This is a genomic window from Shewanella sp. BJSY2023SW001, from assembly GCF_047314685.1.
GTDB classification, from domain to species: Bacteria; Pseudomonadota; Gammaproteobacteria; order Enterobacterales; family Shewanellaceae; genus Shewanella; species Shewanella indica.
In genome coordinates this window covers 1-11,945 of sequence record NZ_JBKORF010000039.1, presented here as the reverse complement: position 1 = coordinate 11,945, position 11,945 = coordinate 1, and the positions used below count along the sequence as shown (strand labels likewise).

15 protein-coding genes are annotated in these 11,945 nt (G+C 52.0%); 13 read left to right on the top strand and 2 right to left on the bottom strand.

What is annotated here, in order from left to right:
* The first annotated feature begins 63 nt into the window (after positions 1-63).
* From zapE to ACMHXH_RS09280, 9 genes are all read left to right on the top strand, one after another.
* The gene (zapE, locus tag ACMHXH_RS09320; protein ID WP_101095635.1) at positions 64-1,158 is read left to right on the top strand and encodes a cell division protein ZapE; all 1,095 of its coding nucleotides are present in this window, start codon (positions 64-66) and stop codon (positions 1,156-1,158) included.
* Between the two features lie 298 nt (positions 1,159-1,456).
* Positions 1,457-1,885 carry a 50S ribosomal protein L13 gene (rplM, locus tag ACMHXH_RS09315; RefSeq protein ID WP_025009334.1) on the top strand — a complete coding sequence of 143 codons (429 nt, stop codon included), beginning with the start codon at positions 1,457-1,459 and terminating at the stop codon, positions 1,883-1,885.
* 14 nt (positions 1,886-1,899) lie between these two features.
* Positions 1,900-2,292: a 30S ribosomal protein S9 gene (gene rpsI / locus ACMHXH_RS09310; RefSeq protein ID WP_025009335.1), complete on the top strand. Its 393-nt coding sequence runs from the start codon at positions 1,900-1,902 to the stop codon at positions 2,290-2,292.
* A gap of 112 nt (positions 2,293-2,404) precedes the next feature.
* Positions 2,405-2,593 (top strand): DUF2065 domain-containing protein, encoded by a 189-nt coding sequence (locus ACMHXH_RS09305; RefSeq protein WP_039034467.1) that lies wholly within the window; start codon positions 2,405-2,407, stop codon positions 2,591-2,593.
* A gap of 65 nt (positions 2,594-2,658) precedes the next feature.
* Positions 2,659-3,954, top strand: a complete 1,296-nt coding sequence (locus ACMHXH_RS09300) for an adenylosuccinate synthase (protein ID WP_039034468.1) — start codon at positions 2,659-2,661, stop codon at positions 3,952-3,954.
* A 113-nt stretch (positions 3,955-4,067) separates the two neighbouring features.
* Positions 4,068-4,688, top strand: coding sequence for a tetratricopeptide repeat protein (locus tag ACMHXH_RS09295; RefSeq protein WP_071476839.1), 621 nt, complete (start codon positions 4,068-4,070; stop codon positions 4,686-4,688).
* Positions 4,689-4,733: 45 nt separating this feature from the next.
* The gene (gene rnr, locus ACMHXH_RS09290) at positions 4,734-7,148 is read left to right on the top strand and encodes a ribonuclease R (RefSeq protein ID WP_039034470.1); all 2,415 of its coding nucleotides are present in this window, start codon (positions 4,734-4,736) and stop codon (positions 7,146-7,148) included.
* Positions 7,149-7,886, top strand: a complete 738-nt coding sequence (gene rlmB / locus ACMHXH_RS09285) for a 23S rRNA (guanosine(2251)-2'-O)-methyltransferase RlmB (RefSeq protein ID WP_215773485.1) — start codon at positions 7,149-7,151, stop codon at positions 7,884-7,886.
* Positions 7,887-7,895: 9 nt separating this feature from the next.
* Positions 7,896-8,462: a hypothetical protein gene (locus ACMHXH_RS09280; protein WP_335912481.1), complete on the top strand. Its 567-nt coding sequence runs from the start codon at positions 7,896-7,898 to the stop codon at positions 8,460-8,462.
* Between the two features lie 26 nt (positions 8,463-8,488).
* Here the strand turns inward: ACMHXH_RS09280 and ACMHXH_RS09275 are convergent, their stop codons facing one another.
* Positions 8,489-9,232 carry a YdiY family protein gene (locus tag ACMHXH_RS09275; RefSeq protein WP_039034472.1) on the bottom strand — a complete coding sequence of 248 codons (744 nt, stop codon included), beginning with the start codon at positions 9,230-9,232 and terminating at the stop codon, positions 8,489-8,491.
* A 205-nt stretch (positions 9,233-9,437) separates the two neighbouring features.
* On the opposite strand from ACMHXH_RS09275, the gene rpsF reads away from it, so the two are divergent.
* The 4 genes from rpsF to rplI are packed head-to-tail and all read left to right on the top strand — an operon-like array spanning position 9,438 to position 10,875.
* Positions 9,438-9,839 (top strand): 30S ribosomal protein S6, encoded by a 402-nt coding sequence (gene rpsF / locus ACMHXH_RS09270; protein ID WP_025009342.1) that lies wholly within the window; start codon positions 9,438-9,440, stop codon positions 9,837-9,839.
* 8 nt (positions 9,840-9,847) lie between these two features.
* Positions 9,848-10,153 carry a primosomal replication protein N gene (gene priB / locus ACMHXH_RS09265; protein ID WP_071476837.1) on the top strand — a complete coding sequence of 102 codons (306 nt, stop codon included), beginning with the start codon at positions 9,848-9,850 and terminating at the stop codon, positions 10,151-10,153.
* Between the two features lie 11 nt (positions 10,154-10,164).
* Positions 10,165-10,392 carry a 30S ribosomal protein S18 gene (gene rpsR / locus ACMHXH_RS09260; RefSeq protein WP_025009344.1) on the top strand — a complete coding sequence of 76 codons (228 nt, stop codon included), beginning with the start codon at positions 10,165-10,167 and terminating at the stop codon, positions 10,390-10,392.
* 30 nt (positions 10,393-10,422) lie between these two features.
* Complete coding sequence (rplI, locus tag ACMHXH_RS09255; protein ID WP_025009345.1) at positions 10,423-10,875, top strand: 50S ribosomal protein L9; 453 nt, start codon at positions 10,423-10,425, stop codon at positions 10,873-10,875.
* Between the two features lie 44 nt (positions 10,876-10,919).
* Here rplI and ACMHXH_RS09250 read toward each other — a convergent pair.
* Positions 10,920-11,945, bottom strand: a 1,026-nt coding sequence (locus tag ACMHXH_RS09250; RefSeq protein ID WP_039036203.1) for an IS4 family transposase, incomplete at its 5' end; no start/stop codon positions are given.

The following is an 11,945-nucleotide window of genomic DNA, read 5'->3' as shown; positions in this document are numbered from 1 at the left end:
TTGTGGGACTTGTTCGCATCTTCCCTAGTACCCATCAAATAAGGTTAAAAGAGAAGAATTCAAGTGTCGCAGTTAACCCCTTGGCAGCATTACCAACAAGATCTCACCCGTGAAGATTTCAGCCATGACCCGGCGCAGGAGCAAGCGGTAAAGGCATTGCAGCGTGTTTATGATGAGCTGCAAAGGCCGCAAAAGTCCGGATGGCGCAATTGGTTCAGCCGGGAAAAAAACAGCAAGGTTCAGGGGCTTTACCTCTGGGGCGGTGTTGGGCGCGGCAAGACCTACCTCATGGACACCTTTTTTGATGCCCTGCCGGGTGAGCAGAAACTAAGGGCGCATTTTCATCGCTTTATGCACAGAATTCATCAGGAGCTGGACGCGCTCAAGGGAACCAGGGATCCTCTATTGGTGATAGCCAAACAGATGGCAGCGAAATATAGAGTGATCTGTTTCGATGAGTTCTTTGTTTCGGACATCACGGATGCCATGTTACTGGGCACTCTGTTCGAAGCCCTGTTCAAGGAGGGCGTGGTCTTGGTGGCCACCTCCAACATAGTACCGGATGATCTTTATAAAAACGGTTTGCAGCGGGCCAGATTTTTACCGGCTATCGCCGAGATCAAGGCCAACTGCCAGGTGCTGAATGTCGATTCAGGAATCGACTACAGACTGCGAACTCTGGAGCAGGCTGAGATCTACCATCATCCACTCGATGAAACGGCCGAATCCAACCTGCAACGTTATTTCACCCAACTGGCGCCCGAGTCGGAAGTCTCTGAAACGCCGCTGGAAATCGATGGACGCAGCATAGTGATCCGCAAACAAGCCCAAGGTGTTTTGCTGGCTGACTTTAGAGCCCTGTGCGATGGACCGCGCAGTCAGCGGGACTATATGGAACTGGCGCAACTGTTTCACACTGTGCTGCTCAGCGGCCTGGAACAGATGGGCGCCCAGCAGACAGGGGATGATATCGCCCGCCGGTTCCTGGCGCTGGTGGATGAGTTCTACGAGCGGCATGTGAAACTTATCATCTCAGCCGAGGTGCCGCTCGAGCAGATTTACACTGATGGGCAACTGAGTTTTGAATTTCGCCGTTGCCGCTCCCGCCTGATTGAGATGCAGTCCCGGGATTATCTGGCGCTGGAACATCTGCCATAGCTAAAGGGAAAATCCGCTTAGATGCGGGAAATTCAATCAAATAGCCATACTCAATAAGCCTTGGATGGCGGCAAAGTGCTAACAGCTTGAAAAAGATCGTCTTTTAAGGCGAGATATTAAAAAGCAGGTGATTTTTAGTTCAGCTTTGACTATAATCCGCCACCTGCCCACGTTACTCCGCCGATTGGGCGGATTTAAAAGCCAGTTTCTTTGCTCGAAGGGGCAGAGAAAGGCATTTTTGTGTTATCTGCATCCGCAGGTAGCATGTGACAGAATTTAACTTTGGGTTTTTGTAATAATGAAGACTTTTACTGCTAAGCCAGAAACTGTAGCTCGTGACTGGTACGTTGTTGATGCCGAAGGTAAGACCCTGGGTCGTATCGCCACTGAAATCGCTCTGCGTCTGCGTGGCAAGCACAAGGCTGAGTACACTCCTCACGTAGATACCGGTGATTACATCATCGTGATCAACGCCGAGAAAGTAACTGTGACCGGTAACAAGGCTGCAGGCAAGACGTACTACTCGCACTCAGGCTTCCCAGGTGGCATCAAGCAAATCAGCTTCGAGAAGCTGCAAGCTCACAAGCCAGAAATGATCATCGAGAAAGCAGTCAAGGGTATGTTGCCAAAAGGCCCCCTGGGTCGTGCCATGTTCCGTAAGCTGAAAGTTTACGCTGGCGCAGAGCACAACCACGCTGCACAACAACCTCAAGTTCTTGATATCTAAACGGGATTAAGCAAATGGCTGCAACTCAGTACTACGGCACTGGCCGTCGCAAAACTTCAACTGCTCGCGTATTCGCTAAAGCAGGTAGTGGCAACATCGTTGTTAACCAACGTCCTCTGGATGTTTACTTTGGTCGTGAAACCGCTCGTATGGTTGTTCGTCAACCGCTTGAGCTGGTTGAAATGACTGAAAAACTGGACATCTATGTAACTGTTAAGGGCGGTGGTATCACTGGCCAAGCTGGCGCTATCCGTCACGGTATCACCCGTGCTCTGATGGAGCTGGACGAAGCTCTGCGTCCTACTTTACGTTCTGCTGGTTATGTAACCCGCGATGCTCGTAAGGTTGAACGTAAGAAAGTGGGTCTGCGTAAAGCACGTCGTAAGCCACAGTTCTCCAAGCGTTAATATCGCTTTCGAGATACCAAAAACCCAGCGTATGCTGGGTTTTTTTATGGTTGAGATTTATCTCTGACAGCCCTGTATACTTTGGGCACTTGTGGCATAAAGGGAGAAAATCATGAGTTGGCAATTGTTGTTGATAGCCTTGGGTTTGGTATTGATACTTGAAGGCCTTGGGCCCTTATTGTTCCCCAACCGCTGGCGTCGTTATCTGCTGGAAGTGGCTTCCCAACCGACCGCCATCATGCAACGCCTGGGCGGCGTCCTGGTTGTTGCAGGAATCGTCATATTGATTATTTTTTCATAAATACTTGCCCCTTCCATGCCAATATCTGTTAGAATCCTGCTTTAACCGCAACCTTGCAGCAAACAATGGGCAAAAATGTAGTTGTTCTCGGCACTCAATGGGGTGACGAGGGAAAAGGTAAGATTGTCGACCTTCTGACCGAACAGGCAAAATTCGTAGTCCGTTACCAAGGTGGCCACAACGCTGGTCATACTCTGGTTATCGATGGTGAAAAAACCGTTCTTCATCTGATCCCCTCAGGTATTCTGCGCGATAACGTCAAGTGCATTATCGGCAACGGCGTGGTTTTGGCGCCCGATGCTCTGATGAAAGAGATCGGCATGCTGAAAGATAAAGGTATTCCGGTAGAGGAACGCCTACTTATCTCCGAAGCTTGTCCTCTGATCCTTCCTTTCCACTGTGCGCTGGATATCGCTCGCGAAAAAGCGCGTGGCAATAAGGCTATCGGTACTACAGGACGCGGCATAGGCCCGGCTTATGAAGATAAAATTTCCCGTCGCGGTCTGCGCGTAGGGGATCTCTTCAATCCGCAGCTGTTTGCCGAGAAGCTGAAAGAAGTGATGGCCTATCACAACTTTATGCTGACAGAGTACTATAAGTGCGAAGCCGTTGATTACCAGCAGACTCTGGATGAAGCGTTGGCTCTGGCAGACTATTTGAAAGGTCTGTGTGTGGATGTCACCGAATTGCTGGATCAAGCCCGCAAGAATGGCGACAACATACTGTTTGAAGGCGCTCAGGGCACATTGCTGGATATCGACCACGGTACTTATCCATTTGTAACCTCTTCCAACACTACCGCGGGTGGTGTGGCAACTGGTTCTGGATTCGGCCCTCGTCATCTGGACTATGTCTGCGGCATCATCAAGGCTTATACCACCCGTGTGGGTGCCGGCCCATTCCCGACTGAACTGGAATGTGAAATCGGCGATCACTTGGGAACCAAGGGCCAGGAATTTGGTGCGACAACCGGTCGTAAGCGTCGTCCGGGTTGGTTGGACATAGTGGCTATGCGCCGCGCGGTTCAGATCAACAGCATCAGTGGTTTCTGCCTGACCAAGCTCGACGTTTTGGACGGCTTGAAAGAAGTGAAGCTCTGCGTAGGCTATCAGCATCCAGACGGTACTGTGTCCAATGTGACTCCGCTGGCAGCAGAAGGCTATGAGCACGTTACTCCTGTGTATGAAACCATGCCAGGCTGGAGTGAAAACACCTTTGGTGCCACTTCACTGGAGCAACTGCCACAGGCAGCAATCAATTATATCAAGCGGATTGAAGAACTGCTGGAAACACCTGTCGATATCATCTCAACCGGGCCAGACCGGAATGAGACCATGATTCTGGTGAATCCATTCAGTTAAGTAAAAAGGCCGCCTAAGCGGCCTTTTTCGTTTATGGGGCTTACACTGTTTGCCCTTAAGAATTGGGTTATACTGCCGATGAAAAGACAGTCTATTTGTCATCAGGACAGCTTATGTTGCGTATAGCCCTATTACTCTTGTTAGTAACCAGTGCCAATGTGTTGGCCGAAGAAACCAAGGCCGTGGATATCTACAGCCAGGAAGAACTGCTGGAGCTTATTCGCAGCAAGCAATACCTGACCCGGGTCAAAGCCGATGACTGTCAGCTGGTGCAGGATATTGAGGCACGCGCCGAAGTGCTCAAGCAGCCGTTGTACCAGTACCTCTGGGGTGAGATGCTTAATTTCGGCATCTGCGTCAAGGCCAATCCACCCAGAGGAATATCGCTGCTCAGGGATGCCGCCGAGCAGGGCAGTGCCGAAGCCATGGTGCGCATTGCCGAGTATTATAAAGATGGCAAGTTTGTACTGCAGGACAAAGAACGTTCGGTGCAGTACCTGTTACCCGCTGCCGCCAACGGTGACTTGCCGGCCAGGATGATGCTGGTCGAGCTGTTTGCCAAGGGGTATGGCAGCCCAAGGGATTATGTCTTGGGGTATCACTGGCTCTACAACCAGGTGTTCAGCGATGAACAGACCCAGCAAGACGCCAAAAGATTATTGCAGCTGTTAGCGGCTAAAATGCCCGCCAGTCAGGTGGAGAAGGCCAAAAATGAACATCTGCAAAGCCGTTAATTAGCTTGTCGCATTGGATGCGACAACGAAGAAATTGGAAATTGAATGATAAAAGATCCTCATTTTGAGCGAGAACAAGATAAGTACGACAACCCCATTCCCAGCCGGGAATTTATATTGGAATATCTGCGCTCGCAGACCTCTCCCCTGAATCGTGAGCGGATCGCCACGGCCCTCAACATCTCCGACGAAGAACAACTCGAGGCGCTGCGGCGTCGGCTGCGTGCCATGGAGCGCGATGGTCAGCTGGTATTTACCCGCGGCCAGTGTTACGGCCTGCCGGAGCGGATGGACTTGATCCAGGGCACAGTGCTGGGCCACAGAGATGGCTATGGCTTCTTCCGTCCCGACGAAGGCGGCGATGACCTGTTTATCAACCATGGCGATATGCTCAGGTACTTCCATGGCGACAAGGTGTTGGCGCAGAAGGCCGGGGTTGATCGCAAGGGACGCCGCGAAGCCCGCATAGTGCGCCTGGTCGCCGAGCGAACCGCCGCCTTGGTGGGGCGTTTCCATGTCGATTGCGGCATGGCCTTTGTTATCGCCAATGATAAGCGTATTACCCAGGAAATATTGATAGACAACGCCGATCGCAACGGTGCCCGTCAGGGTGATGTGGTGGTGGTAGAGCTTACTCGCAGGCCGGGGCGCTATGTCAAAGCCGCCGGTAAGGTGGTCGAGGTGCTGGGTAAAGAGATGGCTCCGGGAATGGAGATAGAGATTGCCCTACGCAACTATGATCTGCCCCATACCTGGTCTGCCGCCATCGAGAAGAAACTGAACAAGATCCCCGATGAAGTGCAGGAACAAGATAAGTTAGGTCGGGTTGACCTGCGACAACTGCCCTTGGTCACCATAGACGGTGAAGATGCCCGCGACTTTGACGATGCCGTCTATGCCGAGTGCAAGCGCGGCGGCGGTTGGCGCCTGTGGGTGGCCATTGCCGATGTCAGCTATTATGTACGTACTCAATCGGCACTGGATCAAGAAGCCCGTGCCCGAGGCAACTCTGTGTACTTCCCGTCACAGGTGATCCCCATGTTGCCGGAAAAGCTCTCCAACGGCCTGTGCTCCCTGAATCCGGGAGTCGACCGCCTCTGTATGGTGGCCGAGATGACAGTATCGGCGGCGGGTAAGTTATCCGGCTACAAGTTCTATCCGGCGGTGATGCATTCCCACGCCCGCTTCACCTATACCCAGGTGGCGGCCATGCTGGAAGGCGAAGAAGGCCTGGAAGAGCATAAGCCTTTACTGCCGCATCTCAAGGTGTTGCAGGAATTGTATCTGGCGCTCGATAGCCAGCGGGCCAACCGTGGCGCCATCGCCTTTGAGACGCTGGAAACCCAGTTCATCTTCAATGAGCAGCGCAAGATAGACAAGATAGTGCCCAGAGCCCGTAATCAGGCGCACAAGATCATTGAAGAGTGTATGATCCTCGCCAACGTGGCGGCGGCCAAGTTTGTTAAAAAGCACAAGGGTGAAGTCCTTTATCGGGTGCATGAAGCGCCATCCGAGCAGAAGCTGACTCAGTTCAAGGAGTTTCTGGCTGAGCGGGGGCTCTCCATGGGCGGCGGTCTCGAACCCGAACCCAGTGACTACCAGGCGCTGATGGAAAAAGTACAGGGTCGCGCCGATGCCGAACTTATTCAGGTGATGTTGCTGCGCTCCATGCGCCAGGCGACTTACACACCGGACAATGAAGGCCACTTTGGTCTGGCGCTGGAGGAGTATGCTCACTTTACTTCGCCGATTCGCCGTTATCCTGACTTGGTGTTGCACAGGGTGATCCGTTACCTGCTCGCCAAAGAGCGTGGCGAAGCGAGCGACAAGTGGACCCCGGACGGTGGCTATCACTATCAGCTCGATGAGCTGGATCAGCTTGGCGAAGAGTGTTCCAACACTGAGCGCCGCGCCGATGAAGCCACCCGTGACGTCTCCGACTGGCTCAAGTGTGAGTTTATGCAGGACCATGTGGGTGACACCTTCGATGCGGTGGTGGCTTCCGTCACCAGCTTCGGGCTGTTTGTGCGCCTCAATGCGCTGTTTATCGACGGCTTGGTGCATATCTCTACCCTGGGCAGCGACTACTTCCAGTATGATCCCATGCGCCAGCGCCTGATAGGTGAGCACTCAGGGCAGATCTACCAGATTGGCGATCCTGTGACAGTTAAAGTCGCCTCGGTCAATCTGGACGACAGACAGATAGACTTGCTGATGGTGGACGAAGAGGGCCGCAGCCAGCGCCGCAAAGGCCGCAGCAAGAGTAAGCCGCTGACCGCTCGGGAAAGGGTCAATATTGAAGGAGCCCGCCGCTCGGCCAAGGCACAGAAACCGGCAGGTAAAGGGAGCGCCAAGTCTAAGTCCACAGGCGCATCCGCCAAGAGCAAATCAACCAAGGCTGCCGGCAACGCCGGGGCGAAAAAGCCCAAGGCAGCCAAACGAGTCAAGAGAAAGAAGTAAATGAAAAAACAGGAACTGGTGTTCGGCATTCACGCGGTCGAGTCTTTGCTGAAACACGCTCCGGAGCGGGTATTGGAAATGTGGCTGCTCAGTGGTCGTCAGGATGACAGGATCAAGCCCTTGTTGGAGATGGCGGCTCAGTGGGGCATTCGCCCCCAGCAGGCATCCCGCAAAACACTGGATGACAAGGCCGAAAGCTCTCAGCATCAAGGGATCATCATCCGGGTACGTCCGGCCAAGGTCTTGACCGAAAACGATCTGGATGCCCTGCTGGACAAGACAGACTCGCCATTTTTGCTGATCCTGGATGGCGTCACAGATCCCCACAATCTGGGGGCCTGTCTGCGAAATGCCGATGCGGCTGGGGTTCACGGCGTCATAGTGCCTAAAGACAACTCCGTGGGACTGACGCCGACCGTCAGCAAGGTGGCTTGCGGCGCGGCCGAGACAGTGCCGCTGTTTCAAGTGACCAACCTGGCGCGTACCATGAAGCGTTTGCAGGAACGGGGTGTGTGGATTGCCGGCACTGCAGGCGAGGCCGACAGCACCCTGTTTCAGGCAGACCTCAAGGGAGCTCTGGCCATTGCTATGGGCGCCGAAGGCAAGGGACTGAGACGCCTGAGCCGTGAAAGCTGCGACACCCTGATCTCTATTCCTATGGCGGGCAGTGTTTCCAGTCTGAACGTGTCGGTGGCGACCGGCATCTGTCTGTTCGAAGCCGTTCGTCAGCGCCTCTAACTGCCGAGCATGACTAGCTCTCTTTGGAATACGGGCGGTGAGCTTTATAGCCGTACCGGTCCGTATCCTATACAACTGCAACAAGGCTATCTGGGTGAAATCTATGGTATGACGTTCTTCGAGCACCTCGGCCGGGATTATCATTTTCAGGCAACTGAGAGCCAGTTAACAGCAAGTCAGTTAACAGAAATCCACTTAACTGAAAGCCAAGCCGTGTTTTCTCTACTGTTCAAGGTGGAGCAATATACTGCCAAGGCTTTGCTGAAACTGCTGCCTGAACTGACTAGTCTGGACGAGGCATTGTTGGAGCAAGTGCGCATGCAAGCGCAGAAAGAAGTGGACAGTTGGCTTAAGCTTCCCTGGCATGAGCTGCTTGCGGCGCTAAGCCTCTGGGTTGAACCTTACCAGCAAAAATATGCCAAGTGGGCGGATGATGCCGAGATCAACTCTGAGTACGGCGCTGCCTTTCGTCTATTGGAGCGGCATGAAACCGCCATCTATCGCTATCTGCAGGCGCTTGAGCGCGGTGACAAGCGTTCAGCGTTAATCCTGGAGTGTTTTCTTGGAGCTCTTTAGTTGAAAGAGCTCTTCAAGCGAGGGAGTTACTGAAAGGTATAGAGCAGGTTGAAGGTGGTGATGGTATCTGTCTGTCTACTGCCTTCCGGCACCACTTCTGTATATTTGACGTTAAAGCCTATTTTGAAGGCCCAGTCCTGAAACAGGGTATTTTTATAGCCCATGTCCAGCGCCAGGGTGTTGTTGTTTTCGCCCACCTCGGCGGTCAGGTCGGCAGTGAAACTAGTGTATTCGTGGATTTTCTGCTCGAACTTAGCCGCGGTTCGCAGGATCACATCCTTTTCGGCCACAGGGTCCGGAGCGGCATCGGTTTCCTTGGGCATGTTGTATCGGTAACCCGGGCCGACTTCGAAGCTCAACTTGGTACGACGGGTACTGATGGCATCGAAACCATAACCACTGGACGCGGTATAAATCTCTGTGTAAGAACCGAACTTGTCCCAGATAAATTCGCCGCGGCCGAAGATATAGCCGCCGTTGAGTTTGTAGTTGGACTGCAGTTGCAGATTGTACTTCTCGGCAGTGGTTTTTTCAGAGTCAGAGGCGAAATAGGCCTTGAGGGTTCCTTCCTGTTTGGCGTTTTCCGTGTCGTAAACCAACTTGGTGCGACCATTGAAACTGCTTGAGTCTGTGTTACCAGTGTTGAGCTGAAAGCCGGCCTCAATTTCTGCGGTGAAGTCGCTCGGAGGCTCGCGATAATCCGGAGGCACCAAGGCCCACGCCGAAGTCGGTAGCGCAAACAATAACGCCAATACAGAGGATCTTGTCATTATTCTTGTGTCTTTTGCTGTCACTGCCATAAATTTAGCGTCACATAATACCTGCTGATGGGGCCGAGGCAAAGTTATTGCTTGAGTTTACCGCGGCCTTTATGTACTATTTCGCGCCTAATTCAGTCACATTAATTTTCGTTCCTTGCCTCCATTTGGTCTGACTGAGCCAACCACGAGGCTAGATAACCGTAAGGAGCACTAAATGCGTCATTACGAAATCGTATTTATGGTTCACCCTGATCAGAGTGAACAAGTACCAGGTATGATTGAGCGCTACACAGGTGTTATCACCGAAGCTGGCGGTCAAATCCATCGTTTGGAAGACTGGGGTCGTCGCCAACTGGCTTACCCAATCCAGGATCTGCACAAGGCTCACTATGTTCTGATGAACGTTGAGACTACTGCAGAGTCTGTTGAAGAGCTGGAAACTGCTTTCCGTTTCAACGACGCCGTTCTGCGTAGCCTGGTGATGCGCACTAAAGCTGCCATCACTGAAGCATCTCCAATGGCCAAAGCTAAAGACGAGCGCGATTCACGTCGCAGCGCCGTTAGCGAAAAAGCTGCTGAAGAAACCCAAGAAAACGCTGAAGCAAGCGCTGAGTAAGTTTTTCTGTGACCACCAATCACTTGGTGTTGTCCGGTACCGTCATTCGGTCCAGACACTTTGATAGCCCGGCTGGAATACCTCACACGGTACTTCAACTGGAACACAGGTCGCAGCGTTTCGAGGCCGATTTGCCCAGAAACGTCTACTGCCAAGTTCAAGTGATATTGAGTGGTGAACGCTTCAAGAGCGTAGCAGACAAGCTGAAAGCGGGTGTGGATATCCAAGTCAGTGGTTTTCTGGCTCTACAACAGAGTCGCAATGGCCAAAGCCGACTGGTGTTACACGCCGAAAATGTCGAATTGAAAAATTAGGAGACTGTCAAATGGCACGTTATTTCCGTCGTCGTAAGTTCTGCCGTTTCACTGCTGAAGGTGTTACGGAGATCGATTACAAAGATATCGCTACTCTGAAAAACTACATCACAGAAAGCGGTAAGATTGTTCCAAGCCGTATCACTGGTACTTCTGCCAAGTATCAGCGTCAACTGGCTCGCGCTATCAAGCGTGCTCGTTATCTGTCACTGCTGCCATACACTGATCTGCATCAGTAATCGGCACTGTTCTAGCTAGAGGAATTGATAATGAACGTTATTCTGCTTGATAAAATCGCAAACCTGGGCAACCTGGGTGACCAGGTATCAGTTAAGGCCGGTTACGCTCGTAACTACCTGCTGCCAAAAGGCAAAGCTGTTGTTGCCAACGCTGAGAACGTAAAAGTTTTCGAAGCTCGTCGTGCTGAGCTGGAAGCCAAACTGGCTGCCGACCTGGCCGCTGCCACTGCTCGTGCAGAGCAGATCTCTGCTCTGGAAGCGGTTGTTATCGCTTCTAAAGCCGGTGACGAAGGCAAGCTGTTCGGTTCTATCGGTACCCGTGACATCGCTGATGCAGTAACTGCTGCCGGCGTTGAACTGGCCAAAGCCGAAGTACGTCTGCCACTGGGCGCTCTGCGCACTACTGGCGACTTCGAAGTTGAAGTTCAGCTGCACACTGAAGTAAAAGCTGTAGTTAAAGTAACTGTTGTTGCTGAAGCTTAATCCCGGCTTTTACTAGAAAAACACCGCCTTCGGGCTAATGCCGTTCACTTAGTGTGAACGGCATTTTTCTTAGGCTTAATGGGATACTTGTTTTTACTCATTTTTAACGCACGTGGATAGGCTCTATCCCGTTTCCCATCAAGCTTGAACTGCCTCGCATTACGCACTATGTCCAAGACATCTCTCGGGACATTCCCTGGCGTTTGAGATGACAGCTGAGTCAATTTAAAAATGATATAACTCGATGCATCTCTAAAGCTTAATTGGTTCGGATGTAACGACGGTAAGCTTTTAGCCATCAACACCATCTTGTATCTAATGAGGTTATAGGCCAACAGTACCCCCCATAATTCCTGGGTAACCAGCTCTGGCAATTGACTGCGTAACGTAAAGCGACTCTCCAGAAGATGCTGCTTCATCTCCCGATAGCCCACTTCTATCTCCCATCGATGAGCATATAAATCCGCTATTTCTGCCCCCGGATAACGCAAGGGGTCCGTTAATGAGGTCAAAATGGAAACCGACTTACCTTTTATCGTTTTCGTCAGTAAGCGAGCTTCAATATTCTCAGGCAGCATAGGCCACTTCTTTCTAGCTTGAGGCGTGGTGGTTAACCGCACCAGTTGGTCGTGTTTTCCTAAAGAGCGTACCACTTCATATTGCGTCCCTTTCTTCAACGGCAGCAGCCAGTGACTGTTAGGTTGAGCCTGTTGCCAGGCGTGCAAAAGCCCTAACGAATAAAAGCCTCTGTCAAACAGCGTCAGGCTGTTATTGGGGATGCTTGATATCAGTTCGGCGGCTAAATTCATTTCACTGACAGCAACAGAATCAAAGGCGCTGTTCAATACCAAGTGACTGCTTAACTCCATCATGCAAACCATGCGAATTTGAGGATAGGCAGCATCACCAGAAGCGTTGGCAGTTTTGGCAAAAGCCTGATTGTTTTGCTCACTATCAGGTGTTCGCCACACGACACCATCGACCCCATAGAGGTTGAGCCCACACCAATGCGGATGCTCAGCTCTCTCATGCCAGGTCTTGGCACTTCGCTTAAACACATCCTGAACAAC